Here is a 24,669-nt window from a genome sequence, read left to right on the forward strand (position 1 = left end):
GCGGATTCGGGCTCGCTCAATCCTCGCGGACGGGCGCCGTCGAAGCGCGCACATTGAGCGTCGGGCTGAGGGTCACGCGGTGCACGGCACGATCGGGCTCGGCGATGCGGCGGACGAGGAGGTCGACGGCGGCCGCGCCGACCGCGGCGCGCGGCGGTCCGACGGCGGTGAGCGCGGGCGTGAAGAGCTCGGCGACCTCGTCGTCGTACGCGACGATCGACAGGTCGCGCGGCACCGAGATGCCGCGCGCGAGGGCGAGGTCGACGAAGGCCATGGCCTCGGCGTCGGCGTGCACGAGGAGCGCCGTCGTGCCGCCCGCGAGTGTGCGGTCGAGCGACGCGTTGACGGCGTCCGAGAACTCGGCGCTCGTGCGGTGCGGGAGGAAGTCCTCGAAGTGCTGCGTCGGGGTGAGTCCGAGCTCTTCGCACGCGGCGGCCCAGCCCGCGCCGATCTTGCGCGACGTGGGCGAGTCACGCGACAGGACGAGTCCGACCCTGCGGTGCCCGAGCTCGGCCAGGTGGCGCGCCGCGAGCAGGGCGCCGAGCGCGTGGTCGGTCGTGACGGATTCGACCGGCGTGCGCCCCGGCAGCACGACGGCGTCGCGCTCGGTCAGGACGCTCGGCACGCCGCAGTCGGCGAGCCACTGCACGACGTCCTGCGCGTGCGGCGTATCGGTGTTGGGCGCGAGGATGAGGCCCTTGACGGCGGGGTCCTGCACGAGGCGCTCGAGCACGGGGCGCTCGTCCTGCAGCTCGTACGACGCGCCGCGCAGCAGCAGCCTGTAGCCGCGGCGGCGGGCCTCGTGCTCCATCCCGCGCACGACGTGCGGCCAGTAGTAGTTGAGCGACGGTACGAGCACGGCGATCGAGTCGTCGGTCGCGGGCTCGGCGTCGACCGCGTGCTCGGCAGCGTGGCCGTTCTGCGGTGCGACGGCGCCGCCGTGCACGCGCACGAGCAGGCCCTCGGCCTCCATCTGCGCGAGATCGCGGCGCACCGTGACGGGCGTCACGCCGAGCTCGTCGATGAGCTGCGAGACCCGCACGATGCCGTCGCGCGAGAGCGCCGCGAGGACGTGGGCCCGGCGCGTCGGGGCGAGCGGCGCATGCGGTGACTGCTCTGTCATCGGTCTTCCTTGTCGGGGACTGCGTCCAGTTCTACCGTGACGCGGAGGTTTCGGCGGTCGCTGACGAGCAGATCGACGCGTGTCAGCCTCGCGCCCCACACCGTCGTGAGCATCGGGTCATCGAGCGGGCGCTCGATGAGGGTCGCCTCGACGTCCGCCGACCAGCGCACCGCGACGGGCCGCGCACCCTCGAGGGGCACGACGCGCAGTCCGTCGGGGACGGTCTCGACGTCGCCCGCCACGAGCAGCCGTACGACGGTCGGCGGCTCGTCTCCCGGGCCGGCCCACGCGTCGAGGTTCCACGCGTCGTCGACGACGACGCGGGCCGAGCCGTCCGAGCGCTCGAGCGCCGCCGTGCGACGCCACGATGTGAGCCCGGGCGCGGGGTAGGCGTCGGCGAGGTCGAGCGACAGCGCCGAGACGTCGTCGCCGAGCCGCGGCTCGACGGCCCGCGCCGCGTACTGCCGACCCGGCGGCTGTGCGACGCCGCGCACCTCGGGCGCGTTGTGCCACGTGCTCTGCATCGTCCAGATGTCGTAGCGGCCCGCGCCGAACGTCGCGAGCGTGTAGGTCGGTCGCCCCGCGTCGACGACGACGGGGACGCCGTCGACCGCGACGACGAACGAGCCGACGTCGTTGTGGTTGTGGTGCTCGGCGTTGTGGCCGCCTTTGACGGCGAGCGCGAGCCCCGCGGGGGTGCCGCCTTCGGCCCGCGCGAGCAGCACTTCGGTCGAGGGCAGCCAGGTCTCGCGGGGGAGCGGCGACGTCGCGCCGCCCGCACCGCGCCACGTCTCGTCGGTGAGGGCCCGCAGCAGTCGCCCGAGTCCTTCGCGCTCGGTCGCGATGGGCTCGCCGGGCAGGCGATGCGCTGCCGCGTGCGCGCGCGCCGCGTCGTCGCCGACGCGTGCCGCGGCGCGGTGCAGCGCATGCCACGCCTGATCCTGCGGGGGCCGCGCGGGCCCGTCCGCCAGGTTGAGGTACCAGTCGCCACCGAGATGCATGCGATGCGGGAACGCGACGGTCTCGCGCAGGCTCGGAACGGCGGATGCGGCATCCCATCGCCCTCCCGTCGCGAAGGCGAGCACGTCGAGCGCCTCGAGCGCCCGGCAGGCGCCGTTCCACCAGTACGCGTAGCCCTCGTCGATCGCTCCGTCGGCGGGGAGGGATGCCGCGTACCGGTCGAGCCCCTCGACCGCGAGCGCGACGACCCCGGTGCGCAGGCCCTGCTCGTCGGGGCCGTCGAGGAGGCGCAGCGCCGCGACGAGGACGTTGCCGTGGATCCACGGATTCCAGTTGTGGACATCGCCGTCGAGGCCGAGCCAGTGCCAGTCGCGGCGGCGCGTGAAGGGCTCGATGACGCGCGTGCGCGCCTCGCGCCGGATCCGAGCGCGCAGGCCGGGGTAGCGCTCGTCGAGCTGCTCCCCGAGCAGCTGGTCGATCCACGCGAGCTGGCCGACGGCCTCGCCCGCTCCGAGGTCGAGGAAGGGGTCGTCGGTCGTCGCGAGCACGGCGCCGTGGCGCGCGAAGGTGTCGTCGTGCGCGGGCCAGCACCATGAGCTCTGCTCGCACAGCAGTACGACGCCGTCGGCGACCTCGTCGATCCAGGCGTCGTCGAGGGTCACGGCGGCCGCGATCGCGGCGCGGCTCAGCCGGCGCTGGCGCTCGAAGGCGAGGCTCTCCCAGCCCTCGCGGTCGCCGTCGCGGTGCACGCGTGCCGCGGCGCTCGCGAGCGGAACGGGCCAGGGAGTGCCGAGATCCTCTCGGGCGCGCCGCAGCAGATCGTCGACGGTCGCGGTGTCGAGGGCCTCGCGCGACCACGCGCCGCGCTCGGCCGCGGGGGGAACCGGGAGCGCCTCGTCGGGTGGCAGGAGAACGTCGGCGGTCCGGTCGCGAGCGAACAGCTCGGCGAGCGGACCACGGAACACGAGGGGCATGAATCGATCATAAACGATCAAGAACGAAAAACAACGTATTGCAATGAACGATTATGATTGGTAATCTCCGAATGCGGTCCGGTTCTCGGGCCCCGAATTCGAAGAGGAATCACCCGGTGACGAGCAACGACGACGCAGCCCACGGCGCAGCCGCGGACTGGAGCCGCGCGCAATGGGTGCAGTACGCCGATCGGCTGCTCGCCGGTGCACGAGCGTGGGCGTCGCCGGGCAACGGCCGCATCACCCCTCCCGGCACCGAGGGCGGCTACGGCCGCGACGTCGACGGGCTCGAGGGCTTCGCGCGCACGTTCCTCCTCGCGGGCTTCCGCATCGCGGGCGAACGCGGCGAAGGCGTCGACGACCTCATCGAGTTCTGCCTCCGCGGCATCGCGACGGGCGTCGACCCCGCCGCCGCCGACCGCTGGGTGCGCCTCGACGAACACGCGCAGGCGAAGGTCGAAGCGGCATCCCTCGCCCTCATCCTCGACCTGACGCGCCCCTGGATCTGGGATCGCCTCGACGCCGTGACGCAGGAGCGCGTCGTCGCGTACTTCGCGCCCGCCGTCGGCGACCAGACCTACCCGCGCACCAACTGGCTGTGGTTCCGCCTCGTCGTGCAGACCTTCCTGCGCTCGGTCGGCGGACCCTGGTCGCCGCAGGACGTCGCCGACGACCTCGCGCTGCACGACTCGTTCGGCCGTTCCGACGGCTGGATGTCGGACGGCGATGAGCGCTCGTACGACCACTACGTCGGCTGGGCGCTGCACCTGTACCCCGTCCTCTGGGCGCGCATGCAGGGCGCCGCCGAGCTCGCCGAGGGCCGCACGGCGCGCGATGTCGCCCACCTCGACAGGTTCCTCGTCGACGCGCACGCGCTCGTCGGCGCGGACGGCTCGCCCCTCATCCAGGGCCGCAGCCTCATCTACCGCTTCGCCGCCGCCGCGCCCTTCTGGGTCGGCGCGATCGCCGAGGTGCCCTCGCTCTCCGCCGGGGCGCTGCGCCACGCCGCGAACCGCGTCGTGGGCCACTTCGCCGACAACGGCGTGCCCGACGCGCGCGACCTGCTCAGCATGGGCTGGCACCGCGAGTGGCGCCGGCTCGCGCAGGCCTACTCGGGCCCCGCCTCGCCGTACTGGGCTGCGAAGGGCCTCCTGGGCGTCTCGCTCCCCGCCGACCACGCCGTCTGGAGCGCACCCGCCGAGCCGCTCCCCGTCGAGCAGAAGGACACGCTGCGCGCCATCACGGCGCCCGGCTGGATCCTCTCGGGCACGCGTGCCGACGGCATCGTCCGCATCGTCAACCACGGCACCGACCACGCCGAGGCCGGCGCGCTCGTGGGCGACTCGCCCCTCTACGCGCGCCTCGGCTACTCGACCGCGACGGCACCGCTCCTCAACGGGCGCGGGTGGCGCGAGCCGCTCGAGCAGTCGGTCGCGCTCGTCGACGAGCACGGTTCCGCGACCCACCGCGCCGCGATGGACCTGCTCGACGTCCGCATCGACGACGCCGGCGTGGGGGTCGCGGCCTCGACGTGGCCCGCGCACTGGATCGCGCCCGCCGAGACGCAGGTGCGCCACGGCTCCGGCATCCAGGGCGAGACCACGGTCGCGGGTCGCCTCACGGTGCACTCGCTCGTCCGCGGTCCGTGGGAGGTCCGCATCGCCCGCGTCGACCACCTCGAGCCCGGCGTCGACGCCGCGCGGCTCGCGCTGCGGATCGGCGGCTGGGCCGTCGCGGACGGCGAGTCGCAGGGCACGCCGGCCGCGGCCCGCGTGTCGACGGCGCGGCTCGGGAGCAGCATCCGCCCCCTCCTCGGGCAGGGCGTCGCGAGCGTCGAGGCGCGCCCCGACTCGACCCCGCTCGGCACCGATGCCGTCGTGCCCGTCGTGACCTTCCCGGCAGCGGCCGGTGAGACGGTCGCCGTGCTCGTCGAGCTCGCCGGCAGCCCCGCCGACGGCGACGCGCGCCTCGAGCTCGCGGAAGGCGCGGCGAGCGTCACGTGGCCCGACGGCCTCACCACGACGAGCACCCTCACAGACCCCCGGATCGACGACGCGTCGAGCCGGTAGCAATACAGGGCCCGACGAAGGGCCCCTGACACTGCACTCGCAAAGGAGCAGCATCACATGAAGCGCAAGTACGCAGCAGCCGCCGGCGTGGTCGTCGTGGCCTCGCTGTCGCTCGCCGCCTGCAGCGGCAACACGGCGTCCTCCGAGCCCGACGAGACCTCGGGCCCGGTCACGATCACCCTGTCCGGCTGGAGCCTCGACACGACGCCCGAGTTCCAGACGCTCGCCGACGCCTTCCACGCGGCGAACCCCGACGTGACAGTCGAGCTCAAGGGCTACGACGCCGCCGAGTACAACACGCTCGTGACGGCCGACCTCGCCGCGGGCGTCGGCCCCGACATCATCACGCAGAAGGAGGTCAAGTACGTCACGACCTTCCAGGAGGGCGGCCAGCTCCTCGACGTGTCGGACGTCGAGCTGCCCGACGGCATCGGCGGCGCCTCTTCGTACGAGGTCGACGGCACCGCCTACGGCGTGCCCTACCGCCAGGACTCGTGGGTCCTCTTCTACAACAAGGCCCTCTTCGACCAGGCGGGCATCGACTACCCCGACGGCTCGTGGACGTGGGAGGACTACGACGCGGCCGCCGCCGAGCTGACCGAGGGTCTCACGGCCGCGGGCAGCGCAGCCAAGGGCGCGTACCAGCACCGCTGGCAGTCGACGGTCCAGGGCTTCGCGAACGGCCAGACCGACGCCGACATCCTCGAGGGCGACTACGGCTACCTCAAGGACTACTACGACCGCGTGCTCGCCCTGCAGAACGACGGCTTCCAGGTCGACTTCAACACGAGCAGCGCCAACCAGCTGACGTACCAGGGCGAGTTCGGCAAGCAGAACGCCGCGATGCTCCCCATGGGCACGTGGTACGTCGCGACCCTCATCGCGCAGCAGGCCTCGGGCGACGCCGACACGTTCGAGTGGGGCATCGCGCCCATCCCGCAGCTCGAGTCGGACACGGCCGGCCTCGACAACACGCCCGTCACGTTCGGCGACCCGACCGGCTTCGCGATCAACGCGAACATCGACGACGCCAAGGTGCAGGCCGCGAAGGACTTCCTCGCCTTCGCCGCGAGCGAAGAGGGCGCGCAGGCGCTCGCCGCGATCGGCATCACGCCGGCGCTCCTGAACGACTCGGTGCTCGAGACGTACTTCGGCGTCAAGGGCGCGCCCGGCGACGACCTGTCGAAGTTCGCCTTCGGCACGCACGAGACGCACCCCGAGAACCCGACGTCGAGCAAGACCGCCGCGATCCAGGGCATCCTCGGTGACCTGCACACGGCCGTCATGTCGGGCTCCGAGAGCATCGACAACGCGATCAAGACCGCTGAGGAGCGCGTCAAGAACGAAGTCGGCCTCGACTGACACACCCCGGGCGGCCGGGCCGAAGCATCCGTCCCGGCCGCCCATCCCCGCACCGCATCTCCCAGGAGGACACCATGACGAGCATCGTCGCTGACGACGTCGCCGCATCCCCGGCCGCGCCCCCGCCGTCCGACCGTCGCCGGCGTTCGAAGCTCGCGCTGCGCAACACGCTGGTCGGCTGGAGCTTCATCCTGCCGAACTTCATCGGGTTCGCGGTGCTGACGCTGGTCCCGGTGATCACGCTGTTCTACATGTCGTTCACGAATTGGAACGTGTTCGGCAAGGCGGACTGGGTGGGGCTGGCGAACTTCCAGCGTCTGCTCGGCGACGGCAGCTTCCGGATCGCCGTCGTGAACACGCTGTACTACTCGGCGCTGCACATCCCGCTGACGATCATCGTCTCGCTGGGCCTCGCGCTGCTGCTGAACAACAAGCTCCGCGGCATCGCGTTCTTCCGAACCGCCGCGTTCTTCCCCTACATCACGTCGATCGTCGCCATCGCGGTCGTGTGGAACCTGCTGTTCAGCCCCGACTACGGCCCGATCAACCAGATCCTGCGGTTCATCGGCTTCGAGAACCCGCCCGGATGGCTGACCTCGGCGGAGTGGGCGATGCCCGCCGTCGTGATCGTCTCGACGTGGCGCGATATGGGCTACTACATGATCCTCTTCCTCGCGGGCCTGCAGACCGTGCCGCGCGAGCTGCACGAGGCAGCCCGCGTGGACGGCGCGAACGTGTTCCAGCGGTTCGTGAATGTGACACTGCCCTGCCTGCGCCCGACGATGTTCTTCGTCACCGTGATGCTGACCATCAACTCGTTCAAGATCTTCGACCTGATCCTCGTGATGACCGACGGCGGGCCGGGCCAGTCCACCCTCGTGCTCTCGCAGTTCATCTATCGGAAGGGCTTCGAGGAGTCCCAGTTCGGCTACGCATCCGCGGCGGCCGTGGCCCTGTTCCTGATGTGCATCGTCGTGACGATCATCCAGTTCTTCTGGAACAAGCGGAGGAGCATCTGATGACCGCTCTGGAAAGCCCCATCGACCGCCGTCAGCTGCGCAAGGTCGCCGAGGAGGAGTCCCCGCCCCCGGTCGACAAGGCCAGCCTGACCCCGAAGCAGCGCGGGCTGCGGATCCTCGGCTACACGGTCCTCACGCTCGCCGCGATCGGCCTGCTCATGCCGTTCTTCTGGATGGTCATGAGCTCGCTGAAGTCTGCGAACGAGGTCTTCTCGGTGCCGATCACGTGGTTCCCCGAGACGTTCGTGTGGCAGAACTACCTCGACATCTGGACCGAGTCCGGCATGCTGACGTGGATCCGCAACACGCTCGTGCTGGCCGTCGTCGTGACGTTCCTGCAGGTGCTGACCGGCTCGTTCGCCGCCTACGGCTTCGCGAAGATGCGCTTCCCCGGCCGGGACGTGCTGTTCATCGTCTACATCGGCACGATCGCGGTGCCGTGGCAGTCGTACATGATCCCGCAGTTCATCCTGCTGTCCAACTTCAAGGTGTCCAACACCCTGTGGGCGATCGTGCTGATCCAGGCGTTCGGCGCGTTCGGCGTGTTCCTCATGAAGCAGTACTACGAGACCATCCCCGAGGAGCTCTCCGAAGCGGCCCGGCTGGACGGGCTCAGCGAGTACGGGATCTGGCGACGGATCATGCTGCCACTGTCGATCCCGGCGCTCGCGAGCCTCACGCTGCTGACGTTCGTGAACACCTGGAACGACTACCTCGGACCCCTCATCTACCTGCGCAACCCCGACCTGTGGACCATCCAGCTGGGTCTGAAGAGCTTCGTCTCCAACCTCTACGACACCAACTACGCGCTGCTCTTCGCGGGCCTGACGATCTCGGTCATCCCGATCGCGATCATCTTCATGCTCGGCCAGAAGTACTTCATCGAAGGCATCGCCACGAGCGGGATGAAGGGGTGACCATGGTCCGCCGCCTCGGCCTCAGCCAGGACGCGTACGCGAACGTCTTCGGCGTCGCCTACCTCGCCCTCATCACCAACGCCCTGCTGCTCGCCGCGAGCCTCCCGCTGGCGGTGCTGCTGATCACGACCGACCCCGCGCGCTCGTGGCCGCTGCTCGCGGTCGCCGCGCCGCTCGCCGCGCCCGGCGTGACCGCCGCGTTCACGGTGTTCCGCGCGCACGGCGACGGGAGCACGACGCCCGCCCGCGACTTCGTCCGGGGCCTGCGCGCGACCTGGCGGCGGGCGCTGGCGATCGGCGCGATGCTGACCGCGCTGGTCGTCGTGCTGCTCGTCGACGTCCGCGCGTTCTCGGGCACGAGCTTCGGGGTCGTCGCGATCCCGCTGCTCGGGGTGCTCACGGTGCTCGCCGCCGCGTGCGGGCTGCTGGCCCTCGTCGCGATCGCGGAAGAGCCCACCGCGCGCATCCGCGACGTGCTCAAGGCGAGCGCGTACCTCGCGGTCCGCCGCTGGCACCTCTCCGCCGTGTCGCTGCTCATCCTCGGCCTGCAGGTCGCGCTGTTCGCGACCCTGCCCGCGATCGCGCTCGGCATCACCGCCTCCGCCGCCCTCTACCTCGCGTGGGCGAACTCCCGCTACACGCTCCGGCCCGTGCTCGGCATCGCCGACGCGCGGACCGCCTGAACACCGACGAAAGACGACGACGACCGATGACGACCACGCCCCCGGCCCGGCAGAGCTCCGCCCTCGCGGTCGACTCAGCCCTCGCAGGCGCCCTGTCGACCGTCCGCCGCAACATCGCGGCGTTCGGCGACCTCTACCCCGACGACACGACGCGGGACGACCGCTACCCGCTGCGCCCTGCCGCGGGCGCGTTCCCCGAAGGCGGCAACCGCGGCTGGACGACGAGCTTCTGGCCCGGCATGCAGTGGCTAGCGTGGGAGCGCACGGGCGATCCCGCCTTCCGCGACGCGGGGCTGCGGCACGCCGCCGACTTCGCGCGCCGCGTCCGCCAGGGCGAAGACCTCGAGACGCACGACCTGGGCTTCCTCTACACGCTGGCGGCCGTCGCGCCGTGGCGTCTCCTCGGCGACGAGCACGCACGCTCGGCCGCGCTGCTCGCAGCCGACCACCTCATGAAGCGCCTGCTCGAGCCCGCCGGGGTCATCCAGGCGTGGGGCGACCTGTCCGACCCCGCTCAGCGCGGCCGCACGATCATCGACAGCCTCATGAACATGCCGCTCCTGACGTGGGCGCACGAGCAGACCGGCGAGGAGCGGTTCGCCGACGCGGTCCGCCGCCACACGACGCAGCTGCGCGAGAACATCCTGCGCGCGGATGACTCGACCTTCCACACGTTCTACTGGGATCCCGCGACGGGTGATCCCGTCCGCGGCGCGACCGAGCAGGGCGCGTTCGACGACTCGTGCTGGGCGCGCGGTCAGGCGTGGGGCGTCTACGGCTTCGCGCTCAACTACCGCGCCACCGACGACGCGTCGCTGCTCGAGGCGGCCTGGCGCTGCGCCGAGTACTTCCTCGCGCACCTGCCCTCCGACGGCGTGCCGTACTGGGACCTCGTCTACACCGACGGCAGCGACGCCCCGCGCGACAGCTCGGCCGCCGCGATCGCGGCGTGCGGCTTCCTCGAGCTCGCGCGCCTCGACGACGACCCCGAGCGCGCGCACCGCGCGCAGGCGGTCGGCGAGAAGCTCGTCGCGGACCTCATCGCGGGGTACGCGCCGGCGCAGCCCGAGGATGCCGACGCCCTCCTGCTGCACAGCGTCTACGACCTGCCGAAGGATGTCGGCGTCGACGAGGGCACCCTCTGGGGCGACTACTTCTACCTCGAGGCCCTGACGCGGATCGCCGACCCCGAGTGGGTGACGTACTGGTGAGCACTGTGTACTTCTCCCTCGAAGCGCTCACGCGGATCGCCGACCCCGAGTGGGTGACGTACTGGTGAGGCTCGTCACGCTGCGGACTCCCGCAGGCGCGCGACCGGCCGTCGTCGCGACGGTCGACGGCGTCGACCGGGCCGTCGAGCTGCCGTTCGCCACGACTGTCGTCGAGGTGCTGGCCGATCCCGCGCTGCGCGATCAGGCGACGGATGCCGCGGCCGCCGCCACGGCGGCGAACCCCGCGCTCGCGGGGCTCGAGCTCGATCCGCCCGTCACGCCCGGCAAGATCCTGTGCCTCGGCTACAACTACCGCGGGCACGTGCCGGACGGGGTGGACCCGACCGCGAACGACCCGGAGTGGCCCGACGTCTTCGTCAAGACCCCGAACACGCTCGCCGGTCCCCGCGACGCCGTCGTGATCCCGCCCGGGGCGACGGACGTCGACTACGAGGGCGAGGTCGCGATCGTCATCGGCCGCCGCGCGCAGCGCGTCGCCCTCGAGGACGCCCTCGACCATGTCGGCGGCTACACGATCCTCAACGACGTCTCGGACCGCGCGTGGCAGCGACGGCAGAGCCAGTGGGCGCTCGGCAAGTGCTCCGACGGCTTCGCACCGCTCGGGCCGTGGGTCGTGACGCCCGACGAGGCCGGCGATCCGCAGGATCTGCTCGTCGAGGTCGTGCGCGACGGCGTCGTGACGGTGTCGCAGTCCACGTCGACGACGATCTTCAGCGTCGCGTTCGTCGTCCACCACCTGAGCCAGGTGCTGACCCTCGAGCCCGGCGACGTCGTCTCGACCGGCACGCCGCAGAAGCTGCCCGAGGCGCAGGACGCGCACCGCCCCCTCGCCGACGGCGACGCCGTCACGGTCCGCATCTCGCGGCTCGGCGAGCTCACGACCCGCTTCGCATCCGCATCGGAGAACCTCGCATGATCCTCGATTCCTTCCGCCTCGACGGTCGCGTCGCCCTCGTCACGGGCTCGAGCCGCGGCCTCGGACAGGCCGCCGCCGTCGCCCTCGCGGAGGCGGGCGCCGACGTCGCGCTCCTCGACCGGGGCGACCCCGCAGAGACGGTCGCGCAGATCGAGGCGCTCGGCCGCCGCGTGCACAGCGTGCGCCGCGACCTCGTGAGCGCCGGCCCCGACGACCTCTCGTCGGTCGTCGACGAGGTCGTCGCCGAGTTCGGCCGGCTCGACATCCTCGTCAACAACGCCGGCACGATCCGCCGCGCGCCGGCGGCGGAGTACGCGGCCGAGGACTGGCGCGACGTCCTCTCGGTCAACCTCGACGCCGTCTTCCACCTCTCGCAGGCCGCCGGTCGACAGATGCTCGCGCAGGGCCACGGGCGCATCATCAACGTCGCCTCGATGCTGTCGTTCCAGGGCGGCATCCTCGTCCCCGCCTACACGGCGTCCAAGCACGCCGTCGCGGGCCTCACGAAGGCGCTCGCGAACGAGTGGGCCGCCTCCGGCGTGACGGTCAACGCGATCGCGCCCGGCTACATGGCGACCGACAACACCGCACCGATCCGCGCCGACGCGGCGCGCGAGGCCTCGATCGTCGCCCGCATCCCGGCGGGCCGCTGGGGCACGGCCGGCGACCTGCAGGGAGCCTTCGTCTTCCTCGCGTCCGACGCCGCAGCCTACGTCACGGGCGCCATCGTGCCCGTCGACGGCGGCTGGCTCGTCCGCTAAAAACCTCAACCAGGAGCAGCCATGGAACAGCGCTACGCGACCAACCCCGACCAGATCCCCGCCTTCACGACGGCCGACCTGCGCGAGCGCTATCTCGTGCCGGACGTCTTCGTGCCGGGCGAGATCCGTCTCGTCTACACGCACCACGACCGCGTCGTCCTCGGCGGCGCCGTGCCGGCAGGCGCCTCGCTCGCGCTCACGGGCTACCCCGAGATCCGCAGCGACCACTTCCTCGAGCACCGCGAGGTCGGCATCATCAACGTCGGCGGCACGGGCACCGTGACGGCCGACGGCGAGGTCTTCACGCTCGTCAAGGGCGCGTGCCTCTACCTCGGCCGCGGCATCCGGGACGTCGTCTTCGCCGACGAGGGCGACGCCGGCGCGCAGTTCTACCTCTTCTCGGCACCCGCCCACACGTCGTACCCGTCGGCGCTCGTCTCGCCCGGGGAGGGCACGGTGCGCGAGCTCGGCGACCAGCTCACGTCGAACCGCCGCACGCTCAACCAGTACATCCACGAGAACGGCGTCAAGAGCTGCCAGATCGTCATGGGCGTCACCGAGCTGCACCCGGGCTCGATGTGGAACACGATGCCGGCCCACACGCACGACCGCCGCACCGAGTGCTACCTCTACTTCGACGTGCCCGAGGACGCCCGCGTCATCCACCTCATGGGCGAGCGCGAAGAGACGCGCCACCTCGTCGTCGCCGACCGACAGGCGATCATCTCGCCGAGCTGGTCGCTGCACTCGGGCGTCGGCACGTCGGCGTACTCGTTCATCTGGGCGATGGCGGGCGAGAACCAGGCCTTCGACGACATGGACGCGGCGCCCGTCACCGATCTGCGATGATCGGCCGATGACCTCATCCCACGGCGCCCTGCTCGCCGTCGGCGAGACCATGGCGATGGTCGCGCCCGTCGCGGCCGAGCGGCTCGCCGAGGCGGACGAGTTCCGCGTCGACGCGGGCGGCGCCGAGTCCAACGTCGCTGCGCACGTCGCGTCGGCGGGGCACGTCGCGCGCTGGTTCAGTCGCCTCGGCGATGACGCCCTCGGTCACCGCATCGCACGGCAGCTGACCGAGCGCCGCGTCGACGTCTCGGCCGTCGTGTTCGACCCGCGGCATCCCACCGGCGTCTACTTCAAGGATCCCGGGCACGGCGTGCGCTACTACCGGGCGGGCTCCGCCGCGTCGCATCTCGCGCCTTCGGACGCCGACGGGGTCGTGCTCGGCGACGTCGCGGTCGTGCACGTCTCAGGCATCACGGCGGCGCTCTCGGAGTCGGCTGCGGCCTTCCTCGACCGCGTCATCGATCGCGCTCACGCGGACGGCGTCCGCGTGAGCTTCGACGTCAACCACCGCGCTGCGCTGTGGGATGCCGCGTCCGCCGCCGCCCCGCTCGCCTCTCTCGCGCGTCGCGCCGACCTCGTCTTCGTGGGGCGCGACGAGGCCGAGACGCTGTGGGGGACGACGGATGCCGCATCCGTCCGCGCGCTCTTCCCCGAGGTCGCCGAGCTCGTCGTCAAGGACGGGGACGTCGGGGCCACCGCCTTCACGGGGGACGGCGACGTGTTCGTCCCGGCCCTTAAGGTCGACGTCGTCGAAGCGGTCGGGGCAGGCGACGCCTTCGCGGGCGGGTATCTCGGGGCCCTCCTCGACGGCGCCCCTGTCCCCGAGCGCCTGGGGCGGGGCCACGCCCGCGCCGCCCTCACCCTCCAGACCACGAGCGACTCCGTCGACGAACAGGTCGACGGGAAGGACGAGAAATGACCACCGACGAGGACTTCGAGCAGCTGTTCGGCAGCGCCCCCATCATGGCGATCCTGCGCGGAATGGGCGTCGAGCGCTCCGTCGCGCTCGCGACGACGGCGTGGGATCTCGGCATCGACTCCGTCGAGGTGCCGCTGCAGACCGCGGAGGACGAACAGGCGCTGCGCGAGGTCGTGCGTCTCGGCGAGGAGCGCGGCAAGGTCGTCGGCGCCGGCACGATCGTGTCGGTCGATCAGATCGCGGTCGCGCAGGCGGCGGGCGCGAAGTACCTCGTCTCACCGGGTCTCGATCCGGAGATCGTCCGCGCGGCGCAGGCCGCCGGCATCCCTCCCCTGCCCGGCGTCGCGACGCCGAGCGACGTGCAGCGCGGCGTCGCGCTCGGGCTCACGTGGCTCAAGGCCTTCCCCGCGACGTGGCTCGGCGCCGACTGGTTCCGCCACATCCGCGGGCCCTTCCCGCAGGTGCGCTTCGTCGCGACGGGCGGACTCGACGCGTCGAACGCGGCGCAGTTCCTCGACGCCGGCGTGCGGGTCGTCGCGGTCGGCTCGGCGCTCGAGGATGCGAGCCAGCTCGAGCGGCTGGCTGCCCTGCTCGCGCGCTGAACCGGCGGTCTCGCGTCAGCGACCGACGGGCGCCGTCGACTCGCGGGCGTGCAGGACCGGCAGCACGTACGTGCGCTGCACGGGGCGGTGCGCGCTGTCCGAGAGGCGGTCGGCCATCGCCTGCACGGCGAGGCGCCCGACGTGCTGCTTGGGCGGGCGCAGGGCAGTGATGGCGGGCTCGGCGCTCTCGGCGACCTCGTCGTCGTAGGCGACGATCGCGAGATCGCCCGGGATCGACCACCCGCGGTCGCGCGCGTGCTGCTGCAGCAGCACGGCCTGCGGATCGGAGTGGATGAGCAGCGCCGTGGTCCCGGTGTCGCGGCACCGCTCGAGCAGCTCGGCGATGAGCGCCTCGCGCGCGGGCGCGTCCATCGCGTCGAGCGACGCGTCGAGGTCGACGGGGCACTCGAGCCCCAGCTCGAGCAGAGCCCTGTCCCACCCGCGTCGCAGCTGCCATGACGTGGGCGAGCCCGCCGACGTCAGGATGCCGACGCGGCGGTGTCCGAGCGAGGCGAGGTGCGCCGCGGCGAGCGAGCCGCCGAAGACGTGGTCGGTCGTGACCCACTCGAGGCTCGTGAGGGCGAGCGCCGACGGGGCGCGCCGCTCCGCGAGGACGACGGGGATCGGCAGCGACTCGAGCCAGTGCAGGAGAGCCTGCCCGTCGGGGCCGAGCGTCTCGGGTGCCGCGATGAGGCCGTGCAGGCTGCCCGATTCGACGAGCGTCGCGATCTGCCGCCGCTGGTCGTCGACCGAGTAGCTCGCGCCGCGGAGGATGAGCTGCACCCCGAGCTCGGTCGCGGCGGCGCGCGCTCCGATGATGATCTGCGGCCAGTAGTAGCTGAGCGAGGGCACGACCATGCCGACGCGGAAGCGCGTGGGCGGGGGCGTCGCCGCGCCGACCGCGACCGTCGTGTCGAGGCGGCTGCGGAGCGTCGCCCCGCCGTGCACTCGCGTCAGCAGCCCGCGGTCGGCGAGGTGGCCGATGTCGCGCCGGATCGTGAGCTCGGCGACTCCCAGCTCACGCGCGAGGTCGGCGACCCGGACCGCTCCTGTGCGGGCGAGTTCGTCCAGGATGCGCTCGCGGCGCGAGAGTCCGAAGGGGGCAGGGGCGGCGTCGTCCATGATCGCTCAGCGTACAGGTGGGTGCGTATTCGAACGAGTGTGTTCGAATCAGACCGTTTCCGTATCGCTCGCCCGCGGCTCGGTGCTTCGATGCTGGAGCCGGGACGACCCGGCCGCTCTCATCGTCGAGGAACCCCATGCCGAAGATGTCATCCCTTCTGGTCGCGCCGCTCGCGATCGGCGCGCTCGTGCTCTCCGGAGCCCTCGTCGCGCCGCCCGCAGCGGCTGCGGCATCCGTCCCCGCCGTACCGGCCGCCGTGCAGGCCGCCGGCATCGACGACCTGCCGACCCTGACGTACGACGACATGGCCGCATGGGCGGAGGTGCTCGTCAACGGCGACGATGTCGAGCGCGACGCGGAGGGCGCGCCGTTCAACACATTCGGCGGCTTCGGTTCGGTGTCGTGCAACAACACGTCGAACCTGCTCCTGGACTACAAGGAGGAGCAGCCCGAGGTCTACTGGCGCATCATGCACCTCATCTTCGACCCCGAGACGGGTGCGGGGCTCAAGCACATCAAGGTCGAGCTCGGCGCCGACAACAACACGTCCTCGGGTGCCGAGCCCGCCACGAAGCGCTCGGCCGACGAGCCCGCGAACGTGCTGCGCGGCGCGGGCTTCCACTTCATCGCCGACGCCAAGTCGATCAACCCGCACATCGAGGTCGAGGCGCTCCGGTGGGGCGAGCCGTCGTGGACCGGCGGCGATCTGAACAAGCGCTACCAGTGGTACAAGGAGACGATCGACGCCGCGTACGACACGTACGGCGTCGAGTTCGACTACATCAGCCCGTCGCAGAACGAAGTGCACGCGAGCTACATCAACAGCGAGCTCGCCTGGACCGTGGACTTCGCGCAGCGCCTCGAGCAGGACGCCGAGAAGGCCGGCGCCCGCTACGACTACTCGAAGATCAAGATCGTCGCGCTCGACTCGTACCGCAACGTCGGCGCCGTCTCGCGGGCGATCCTCGCGAGCCCCGCGGCGCTCGAGCAGGTCGACGCCGTCGGCTACCACTACGACATCGCGGGCGACCCCGCCCTCACGCGGCTCAACAAGGAGTTCGGCATGGAGGTGCTGTACTCCGAGGGCGTCGCGCCCATGATCGACCCCGAGTACCGCATCAACGCCGACCCCGCGCGCGGCGGCATCGGCGGCACGGTGGGCGCCGTCGACATCGCCGACCGCTTTATCACGGCGTACCGCTGGAGCGGCACCGAGCCGAACCCCGGCCACATGACGACGTTCCTCTTCCAGCCCGCAGTGAGCGCGATGTACGAGGGTTCGCAGTACTCGCCCAAGCACCTCATCCGCGCGTCCGACCCGTGGTCGGGCTACTACGAGGGCGGCGTCGGCATCACGATGGTGCGCCACTTCATGCAGTTCATCGAAGAGGGCTGGGAGTACGTCGAGGGCGCCTCGGGCGGCGACGGCACGAAGGGCGACGGCGGCACGAACGTCGACTCGTCGACCCGCACGATCCTGACGCTGCGCACGCCGAAGGCGGAGACGGATGCCGGAGCCCCGGCCGAGTTCACGCAGGTGCACGCCAACAACACGTCCAAGACCCGCAGCTTCGAGGTCAAGGTCGCGAACCTCGGCACCGACGACGACACGCCGCTCGCGGTGTGGGAGACGCGCGGACCCGACGCGGGCGAGGCGTACGACGCCAACTACTTCCAGCGGATCGGCAAGGTCGTTCCCGTCCGCACCGAGACGATCGGCGGCGCCCCGCACGACGTCTACCGCGTGCAGGTCCGGCCGTACTCGATCCTGACCCTGTCGACCCTCGCCGACGGCATCCACGGCACGACGACCGAGTACGCCTCGGGCCAGTACGCGTCGCCTGCGGCCGACACGGTGCTCGAGCTGCCCTACACCGACGACTACGAGTACGCCGGCTACGGCGAGACCCAGATCAACGGCGTCTCGATGGACTACCTCGAGCGGCGCGGCGGCAAGGTGCGCTACACGGCCGACCAGAACGGCGCCTTCGAGGCCGTCGACTCGGGCACCGAGCGCGGCAGCGTCATGGAGCAGCGCATCCACGCGGGCAACCGCGGCTACACGTGGAACGTGTGGGGCGACGGCTCGCAGCGCAACCCCTCGACCGCAAACCCCGCGACGGTCCTCGGCGACCACTCGTGGACGAACTACACCTCGAGCATCGACTTCCGGCTCGACGACGTCGTGCGCGACGCCTCGCTCGGCAACTTCGCGGGGCTCGGCGTGCGCCAGGTCGTGGCGGAGGGCGCCGACCTCGCCGGCTACAGCGTGCGCGTCTTCGACACGGGCCGGTGGGAGCTGCGCAAGCGCGACACCGTCGTGCAGCAGGGCACGACGTTCCTCTTCGACGCGTCCGCGTGGCACACGCTGAACGTCGAGGCGCGCGAGAACGTCATCACGGCCACGCTCGACGGGCAGGTGCTCGCGACGTACGCCGACACGAGCGCGACCCCGATCATGTCGGGCCGCATCTCGATCGTGAGCGGCTACTACAACACGTGGTTCGACGACCTCGCGATCACGCCCGTCGACGGGCTGTCGTGGCACGCCGTCAAGATCGACGACGCCGACGCGCGCGTCTCGTACCCCGGCGGCTTCGCCTTCACGCAGGCCGGCTACGCGCACCTCAACCGCACGCAGCACGTCCTGAGCACGGGCCGCTCGTTCACGTTCGAGATGAACGGCACGGGCTTCAACCTGCTCGGTGCGACGGCGGCCGCGAACCTCTCGGTCACGGTCGACGGCGAGCCGGCACGCACCGCGACGGTCGGCGCCACCGGCAATCGGCAGACGTCGTACTGGCTGCGCGGTCTCGCCGACGGCCCGCACACCGTGACGGTGCGCGTCACCTCGGGCACCTTCACGCTCGACGGCATCGACGCGCTCATCGGCGGAACCGTCGCGGGTCCCGTCGACCCCGCGATCAAGCCCGTCGCGGTGCTCGACACGCTGCCGCGCTCGACGACGGCGCCCGGCGTCGTCCCGGCGCTGCCCGCGACGCTCCGTGCGACGAGCCAGGCCGGCGGCACGATCGACGCGCCCGTCACGTGGCAGGCGACGCCCGGGCAGTTCGCGACGGCGTACGACATGGTGAAGATCGACGGCACGTTCGCGAACAACCCGTCGCTCACCGTGAGCGCGTACGTCGAGGTCGTGCCGCGCGGCATCCGCTACTTCGTCGACGCCAACGCGCCCGCCGACGGCCTCGCCTACCCCGCCTACAAGTCGGCGGCGGGCGACCAGCTGCGCAACGCGACGGCCGACGCCGCTTACACGACGGCGAGCGGCTGGGGCCGCGCCGGCACGTACACCGCGAAGGGACGCCTCAACCAGACGCCCTATGACAAGACGCGCGAGACCGGCTGGTACACCGCCGCACCGGGCACGCCCATCGCGTACCGCTTCACGCTCCCCGCGGGCGAGTACGACATCGCGTCGGGTCACACCGAGTGGTGGAACCCCGGTTCGGGGCGCAGCCGAAAGGTCACGACGACGATCGGATACACGGATGCCGCGGGCGCGCCCGTCACGCAGACGATCGGCTCGCACACCTTCGCGAACGGGTCGCTCGGCTCGGCCGCCGTGCTGCGCGGCACCTTCACGCTGACCCAGGAGACGACAGTGACGTTTGCGGTCGCGGGGACGGGCGGCACCGAGGCGCCCGCCGTCAGCTGGATCGGCATCGCCGACAAGGCAGTCACGGTCGACAAGGCCGCGCTCGGCACGCAGCTCACCGCAGCGTCGACGGCTCCGCGCCGCGCCTACACCGAGGCGTCGTGGCAGAGCCTGCGCACCGTCGGCATCGGCGCGAAGGCCGTCTACGACGACCCGCTCGCGACGCAGGAGCAGGTGGATGCCGCGGCTGCGGCGCTCGCCGCCGCCGTCGGCGCGCTCGTCGAGGTGCCCTACCTCGCACTGTCCGACTACCGCATCGCGGCCGAAGCAGGGAAGGAGCTCGTGCTCCCCGAGTCCGTCCGGCTCGCGACCATCAGCGGCGTCGAGCACGACGTGCCGGTCACGTGGAGCGGCGAGCCCGCCCTGACGACGCCCTACACGGTCTCGGCCGTCGCGGGCAGCGCCGCGGGCACGGCCGTGACGCTCGACGTCGAGGTGGTCCCGGCGGGGCTCGCCTACTTCGTCGACGCGGCGTCACTGTACGGAGGCGGCTCATCGCCCTCGTACGACGCGGTCTCGGCGCTGCGCGGCGACCTGCTGCGCAACGATGCTCCGGACGGCGCGTTCGACGAGGCTGCCGGATGGGGCCTCGTGAACCCGATCGACTCGGGTGCCGGCTTCGTCGGCGCCAAGGCGCGCGTCACGGGCGACTACGACAAGTCCCGCACGACGGGCTGGTGGGCGAGTGCCGGCGGGTCGGTCGACTACCGGCTCACGCTTCCGGCCGGCTCGTACGAGCTGACGTCGGGCTACCAGGAGTGGTGGGGCGTCACGCGCCAGGTCGCGCCGAGCGTCACGATCGGCGACGAGGTCGTCGAGGGCTCGCCCGTGAACCTCTCGGCGTCGACGCCGCAGGGCGTCTCGACGATCGCCTTCGCGCTCGAGGCCGAGACGACGGTGCTCTTCCGGGCCGCGCGGGGCACGGGATCGTCCGACCCCGTCCTCAGCTGGATCGCCGTCGCCGACCTCACGGTTGCCGGCACTCCGCGGAACGCGACGGCGCGCAAGGCGTCCGACACCTCGATCGCGATCGGGTGGGATGCCTCGGCCCCCGCCGGCAGCGGATTCTCGGGCTACCGCGTGTACGAGAAGGGCGGCACCGAGCCCGTGTGCGAGACGGCGGAGCTGACCTGCACCGTCACGGGTCTCGAGCTCGGCTCGGCGCACGCCTACGAGGTCGCCGGCGTCAACGAGCTCGGTGAGGGCGCGCGGTCGGCGGCGACGGCATCCGTCACCCTCCCGGAGGTCCCCTCGAACGACGGCGCGACGAAGGCGCCCGGCAAGGGCGTGCTCTCGTCGAACGACGGGTGGGACACGGGCCTCAAGGACGGCACGTTCCAGGTCACGATGGACCTGTGGTGGGGTGAGAACGCGTCGAAGCTCAAGCTCTACCGCGACGGCGCTCTCGTCTCGTCGGTCTGGCTCACGATGGCGACGCCCAACGCCCAGAACGCGGTCGTCGACATCGCAGGGCTGCCGAACGGCACCTACGTCTTCACGGCCGAGCTCGTGAACTCGAAGGGCACGACCGCGACCGCACCGCTGACGGTCAAGGTGACCGACGCGTCGCCCGGCAAGCCGGTCCTCTCGGCCGACAACAAGGACGGCGACGGCGTCTACACCGTGACCGCCGACCTGTGGTGGGGCACGAATGCGACGTCGTACCGGTTCCTCGAGAACGGCGCGGAGGTCGCATCCGGAACCCTCGTCGCCGCGAGCCCCGCTGCGCAGCGCGCGACGCTCCCCGTGACGGGCAAGGCGAAGGGCTCGTACACCTACACGGTCGAGTTCACGAACCCCGCGGGCACCACCGTGAGCGCACCCCTCAAGGTGACAGTCTCGAAGTAGATCGAAGGAGATCAAGTGAGAAATCACACTCAAGCGAATGCGCGCCGTCGGCGCCTCGCGGCCGCCGTCATCGGCGTGCTGCTGGCGTCGGCCCTCACTCCCGTGCTCGTCGCCGCGCCCGCGGCCGCGGCGACAGCGCCCCTGTCGGACGACTTCAACGACGGCGTCGCCGACGGGTGGACGCTGACGCCCAGCTCGCAGTGGTCCGTCGTCGCCGACCCGACGGACGCCTCGAACAAGATGCTCAAGCAGTCCCTCACCGCCAACGCCGAGGCCTACGCGATCAGCGCCGCGGGCTCCTACGACGACTTCTCGGTGAGCACCCGCATGATGTTCACGACGAGCCAGCTGGGTGCATATCCCGGGCTGATCGCTCGCCACAGCGATGCGAACAACTACTACATGTGCCGGATCAACAAGCTCGGTGAGAACCGCGTCGAGCTGAGCAAGAAGATCGCCGGCACGAGCACCGTGGTCGTGCAGTCGTTCTCGATGACACCCGTCATCAACACCTGGTACACGATCCGCATGACTCTGCAGGGGAGCACGATCCGCTGCTACGTCAATGACCTCCGCATCGGCGAGATGACCGACTCGGCACTGGCATCGGGCAAGGCCGGCTATCGCACCAACTGGGACGCGGACGCCTTCGACGACTTCACCGTCGCTCCGCTGCCCGCCACGACGATCGCGGCGCCCGAGGGCCCCGCCGTCAGCGCCACGACCTCCGAGACGACGATGAACGTGTCCTGGAACCCCGTGCCGGGGGCGGAGAAGTACCGCGTGTACCGCTCGACGACGGCAGGCGGGAGCTACATCAACGTCTCGGCGGGCGCAGGCACGTCGTTCACGGATGCCGGGCTCACCCCGGGCACGACCTACCACTACAAGGTCTCCGCCGACCAGGGCGGCCTCGAGTCGGCGCAGTCGGCGAGCGCGTCGGCGACGACGATCGTCGCGGCTCCGTCGGCGCCGACCACTCCGACGCTCATCAAGTCCAGCTCCTCGTTCGCCGAGTTCCGCTGGGCGGGCGCCGACAACCGGGCGTCGAGCTACACGGTCTATCGCGCGACGACGCCCGGAGGTCCGTACACGGCGCTGAAGTCGCTGGCTCCCGTTCCCGGGTCCGCGCTCACGGCGCTGCAGACGACCGGCCGCGACAGCACCGTCGAGCCCGGCCAGACGTACTACTACGCGATCTCGGCGACGAGTTCGGGCGGCGAGTCCGCGAAGTCGGGAGAGCTGGCCGTGACGATCCCCGTCGGGCAGTCCGACCTCATCGTCAACGGAGGGCTGTGGTTCGACAGCGACGACAATCCCATCCAGGCGCACGGCGGCGGCGCCATCAAGGTCGGCGACACGTACTACTGGTTCGGCGAGGACAAGACGCACAACTCGTCGACGTTCTGGAACGTCGCGGCGTACAAGTCGAACGACCTCGTGAACTGGACCTTCGCGAACAGCGTCCTGACGAAGGACGCCGCTCCCGAGCTCGGGATCGACCCCGCGACGGGCCGCTCCTACTCGAAGATCGAGCGTCCGAAGGTGCTCTACAACGAGGCCACGGGCAAGTACGTCATGTGGGGGCACAAGGAGCTCGCCGCGAACTACAACGAGGGCAAGGTCGCGGTCGCCGTGAGCGACACCGTCGACGGCGACTACAGCTACCTCGGATCGTTCAACCCCGACCCCGTGATCGGCGGGACCGGCGACTCCGACCCGAACACGGGCGACCAGTCGCGCGACTTCACGCTCTTCCAGGACGAGGACGGCACCGCCTACCTCGTGTCGGTCGCGCGCAGCAACCTCGACATCAACGTCTACCGGCTCACCGACGACTACACGAACGTCGAAGAGCGCGTCAACGTCCTCTGGCCCGGGCAGCGCCGCGAGGCGCCCGCCATCCTCAAGGACGACGGCAAGTACTACATCTACACGTCGGGTCAGTCCGGCTGGGCGCCCAACCAGGGCAAGTGGTCGGTCATGAGCTCGCTCGAGGACACGAGCAACCCCAGCCCGACCCTCAACGACTACGGCAACAACTGGACGTGGGCGACCCAGCCGGCGTTCATCCTGCAGGTGCAGGGCACCGAGACCACGACCAGCATCCTGGTCGGCGATCGGTGGCGGCCCCTCGCGCTCGGGACGTCCGAGACCATCTGGATGCCGATCGTGCACAATGCGGACGGCGTCCCCGTGCCGACCTACAACGCGAAGTTCTCGTTTGACGTCGCAACGGGCAGGATCGTCGCACCGGAGATCACCCAGTACCCGATCGCCTCGGCGACGGCGACGAGTACGAGCACGTCGAACCCGGGTCTCATCGCCCGCAACGCGATCGATTCGAGCTACTCGACGTACTGGCAGTCCTCCGCCGCGCCGACCACGGCGAACCCGGTCAGCTTCACGCTCGACCTCGGGGAGTCGAAGCAGATCGGCCGGCTCGATCTCAGCACGCGGTCGGTCGGCGGATCGGAGGCGTACACGCGCTACAAGCTCTACGGCTCGAACGACGGCACGACGTTCCAGGCGCTGCTCGCCGACCGATCGACGAGCATCGACCTGGGCTTCACGTCCGACAACATCGAATCGGCCGATCCGTGGCGGTACCTGCGGCTCGTGATCACGGGACATGTGAACTTCGTCAACTCCGCCAACGGGGCGACCGGCATCTACGACGTCAAGGTGTGGTCGAAGGCCGAGAACGCGATCACGTTCGACGAGCTGCCGCAGCGTGCGTTCGGCGATGCCGACTTCGACCTCGAGGCGACGTCGCAGTCGGGCCTGCCGGTGTCGTTCGCGGCGAGCGGCGCATGCACCCTCTCGGGCACGGCGGTTCACCTCGTCGGCGCGGGCGAGTGCGCGGTCACGGCCTCGCAGGCGGGTGACGGAACCTACAAGGCCGCCGAACCCGTGACCCGGACCTTCACTGTCGTCCCTGCGACGCCGAAGGTCTCGGTCGCCGCGGGCGGAACGGTGCACACCGACTTCAGCGGCACGATCAACCTCGCGGTGTCGGACTTCGACACCGCGGCGGCCGACCTCGTGCTGAGCGTCGAGTCGAGCAACCCCGCGCTCGTGCCCTCCGCCAACGCGGTGCTGGGCGGATCGGGCGAGCAGCGGACGCTTCGGGCGACCACCGTCTCGGGCCGCACCGGCACGGCGGTGCTCACGGTGACCGTCTCGGACGGCGAGCGCACGTCCACCGTGACTGTCACGGTCGTCGCGGGCAGCGGCGCGAGCGAGACGATCGACGGCACCGAGGGTGCCGACATCGTCTTCGCCGGTGACGGCAGAGACACCGTGCGCGGCTTGGGCGGCAACGACCTGCTCGTCGGCGGCCAGGGCGACGATGTGCTGGTCGACGGCGGCGACGGCGACGATGTCGTCACCGGCTCGACGGGCAAGGACCGGGTCGACGGCGGCGCCGGCTCCGATGTCGTCATCGGCGCGGCAGGTGACGACGTGCTCACCGGCGGTGGCGGCGACGACGTGCTGGATGGCGGCGCCGGCGCGGACTCCCTGACCGGCGGCGCGGGAGCCGACGCCTTCCGGGGCGGGAGCGGCGCCGACAACCTCGCCGACTTCGCCGCCGCGGAGGGCGACACCACCGACGGAAGCTGACCGACCCGAGAA

General features: G+C 71.2%; 16 protein-coding genes. 13 read left to right on the plus strand and 3 right to left on the minus strand.

Annotated features, from left to right (window positions below):
• Positions 1-16: 16 nt before the first annotated feature.
• Both MJ607_RS10265 and MJ607_RS10270 read right to left on the minus strand, forming a co-directional pair.
• On the minus strand, positions 17-1,123 hold the full coding sequence (locus MJ607_RS10265; protein ID WP_243075496.1) for a substrate-binding domain-containing protein: 1,107 nt from the start codon (positions 1,121-1,123) through the stop codon (positions 17-19).
• Complete coding sequence (locus tag MJ607_RS10270) at positions 1,120-3,057, minus strand: heparinase II/III family protein (protein ID WP_243075497.1); 1,938 nt, start codon at positions 3,055-3,057, stop codon at positions 1,120-1,122. The genes MJ607_RS10265 and MJ607_RS10270 overlap by 4 nt, the downstream gene beginning before the upstream one ends.
• 116 nt (positions 3,058-3,173) lie before the next feature.
• Here MJ607_RS10270 and MJ607_RS10275 point away from each other — a divergent pair, with 116 nt between their 5' ends.
• From MJ607_RS10275 to MJ607_RS10325, 11 genes are all read left to right on the plus strand, one after another.
• Positions 3,174-5,126 carry a DUF2264 domain-containing protein gene (locus tag MJ607_RS10275; RefSeq protein WP_243075498.1) on the plus strand — a complete coding sequence of 651 codons (1,953 nt, stop codon included), beginning with the start codon at positions 3,174-3,176 and terminating at the stop codon, positions 5,124-5,126.
• 57 nt (positions 5,127-5,183) lie between these two features.
• On the plus strand, positions 5,184-6,488 hold the full coding sequence (locus tag MJ607_RS10280; RefSeq protein ID WP_243075499.1) for an ABC transporter substrate-binding protein: 1,305 nt from the start codon (positions 5,184-5,186) through the stop codon (positions 6,486-6,488).
• A 74-nt stretch (positions 6,489-6,562) separates the two neighbouring features.
• Entirely contained in the window at positions 6,563-7,507 is a 945-nt protein-coding gene (locus MJ607_RS10285; RefSeq protein ID WP_243075500.1) for a carbohydrate ABC transporter permease, read from the plus strand.
• Positions 7,507-8,424 (plus strand): carbohydrate ABC transporter permease, encoded by a 918-nt coding sequence (locus MJ607_RS10290; protein WP_243075501.1) that lies wholly within the window; start codon positions 7,507-7,509, stop codon positions 8,422-8,424. The genes MJ607_RS10285 and MJ607_RS10290 overlap by 1 nt, the downstream gene beginning before the upstream one ends.
• Positions 8,425-8,426: 2 nt before the next feature.
• Entirely contained in the window at positions 8,427-9,107 is a 681-nt protein-coding gene (locus MJ607_RS10295; RefSeq protein WP_243075502.1) for a DUF624 domain-containing protein, read from the plus strand.
• Between the two features lie 26 nt (positions 9,108-9,133).
• On the plus strand, positions 9,134-10,318 hold the full coding sequence (locus MJ607_RS10300; protein WP_243075503.1) for a glycoside hydrolase family 88 protein: 1,185 nt from the start codon (positions 9,134-9,136) through the stop codon (positions 10,316-10,318).
• 64 nt (positions 10,319-10,382) lie between these two features.
• On the plus strand, positions 10,383-11,255 hold the full coding sequence (locus tag MJ607_RS10305) for a fumarylacetoacetate hydrolase family protein (protein ID WP_243075504.1): 873 nt from the start codon (positions 10,383-10,385) through the stop codon (positions 11,253-11,255).
• Positions 11,252-12,016 carry a 2-dehydro-3-deoxy-D-gluconate 5-dehydrogenase KduD gene (kduD, locus tag MJ607_RS10310; RefSeq protein ID WP_243075505.1) on the plus strand — a complete coding sequence of 255 codons (765 nt, stop codon included), beginning with the start codon at positions 11,252-11,254 and terminating at the stop codon, positions 12,014-12,016. Before MJ607_RS10305 ends, kduD begins: the two co-directional genes overlap by 4 nt.
• A 21-nt stretch (positions 12,017-12,037) precedes the next feature.
• A complete protein-coding gene (gene kduI, locus MJ607_RS10315; RefSeq protein WP_243075506.1) occupies positions 12,038-12,865 on the plus strand; it encodes a 5-dehydro-4-deoxy-D-glucuronate isomerase in 828 nt (275 codons plus the stop codon).
• Between the two features lie 7 nt (positions 12,866-12,872).
• Complete coding sequence (locus tag MJ607_RS10320; protein ID WP_243075507.1) at positions 12,873-13,784, plus strand: sugar kinase; 912 nt, start codon at positions 12,873-12,875, stop codon at positions 13,782-13,784.
• Positions 13,781-14,386 (plus strand): bifunctional 4-hydroxy-2-oxoglutarate aldolase/2-dehydro-3-deoxy-phosphogluconate aldolase, encoded by a 606-nt coding sequence (locus tag MJ607_RS10325; RefSeq protein WP_243075508.1) that lies wholly within the window; start codon positions 13,781-13,783, stop codon positions 14,384-14,386. Before MJ607_RS10320 ends, MJ607_RS10325 begins: the two co-directional genes overlap by 4 nt.
• A gap of 15 nt (positions 14,387-14,401) precedes the next feature.
• On the opposite strand, the gene MJ607_RS10330 is transcribed toward MJ607_RS10325, so the two are convergent.
• Positions 14,402-15,508 (minus strand): substrate-binding domain-containing protein, encoded by a 1,107-nt coding sequence (locus tag MJ607_RS10330; protein WP_243075509.1) that lies wholly within the window; start codon positions 15,506-15,508, stop codon positions 14,402-14,404.
• A 137-nt stretch (positions 15,509-15,645) separates the two neighbouring features.
• On the opposite strand from MJ607_RS10330, the gene MJ607_RS10335 reads away from it, so the two are divergent.
• Positions 15,646-21,033 carry a fibronectin type III domain-containing protein gene (locus MJ607_RS10335; protein WP_243075510.1) on the plus strand — a complete coding sequence of 1,796 codons (5,388 nt, stop codon included), beginning with the start codon at positions 15,646-15,648 and terminating at the stop codon, positions 21,031-21,033.
• A 15-nt stretch (positions 21,034-21,048) separates the two neighbouring features.
• Complete coding sequence (locus MJ607_RS10340) at positions 21,049-24,657, plus strand: family 43 glycosylhydrolase (protein ID WP_243075511.1); 3,609 nt, start codon at positions 21,049-21,051, stop codon at positions 24,655-24,657.
• Positions 24,658-24,669: the final 12 nt, after the last annotated feature.

It is taken from the genome of Microbacterium sp. SS28 (genome assembly GCF_022761035.1).
GTDB lineage: Bacteria > Actinomycetota > Actinomycetes > Actinomycetales > Microbacteriaceae > Microbacterium.

What these genes read in the sequence shown, in the direction of transcription:
- MJ607_RS10285 (WP_243075500.1), top strand. Translation starts at nt 6,563, where the DNA reads ATGACGAGCATCGTCGCTGACGACGTCGCCGCATCCCCGGCCGCGCCC.
- kduD (WP_243075505.1), top strand. Translation starts at nt 11,252, where the DNA reads ATGATCCTCGATTCCTTCCGCCTCGACGGTCGCGTCGCCCTCGTCACG.
- MJ607_RS10320 (WP_243075507.1), top strand. Translation starts at nt 12,873, where the DNA reads ATGACCTCATCCCACGGCGCCCTGCTCGCCGTCGGCGAGACCATGGCG.
- MJ607_RS10335 (WP_243075510.1), top strand. Translation starts at nt 15,646, where the DNA reads ATGCCGAAGATGTCATCCCTTCTGGTCGCGCCGCTCGCGATCGGCGCG.
- MJ607_RS10325 (WP_243075508.1), top strand. Translation starts at nt 13,781, where the DNA reads ATGACCACCGACGAGGACTTCGAGCAGCTGTTCGGCAGCGCCCCCATC.
- MJ607_RS10265 (WP_243075496.1), bottom strand. Translation starts at nt 1,123, where the DNA reads ATGACAGAGCAGTCACCGCATGCGCCGCTCGCCCCGACGCGCCGGGCC.
- MJ607_RS10330 (WP_243075509.1), bottom strand. Translation starts at nt 15,508, where the DNA reads ATGGACGACGCCGCCCCTGCCCCCTTCGGACTCTCGCGCCGCGAGCGC.
- MJ607_RS10300 (WP_243075503.1), top strand. Translation starts at nt 9,134, where the DNA reads ATGACGACCACGCCCCCGGCCCGGCAGAGCTCCGCCCTCGCGGTCGAC.
- kduI (WP_243075506.1), top strand. Translation starts at nt 12,038, where the DNA reads ATGGAACAGCGCTACGCGACCAACCCCGACCAGATCCCCGCCTTCACG.
- MJ607_RS10290 (WP_243075501.1), top strand. Translation starts at nt 7,507, where the DNA reads ATGACCGCTCTGGAAAGCCCCATCGACCGCCGTCAGCTGCGCAAGGTC.
- MJ607_RS10270 (WP_243075497.1), bottom strand. Translation starts at nt 3,057, where the DNA reads ATGCCCCTCGTGTTCCGTGGTCCGCTCGCCGAGCTGTTCGCTCGCGAC.
- MJ607_RS10295 (WP_243075502.1), top strand. Translation starts at nt 8,427, where the DNA reads ATGGTCCGCCGCCTCGGCCTCAGCCAGGACGCGTACGCGAACGTCTTC.
- MJ607_RS10280 (WP_243075499.1), top strand. Translation starts at nt 5,184, where the DNA reads ATGAAGCGCAAGTACGCAGCAGCCGCCGGCGTGGTCGTCGTGGCCTCG.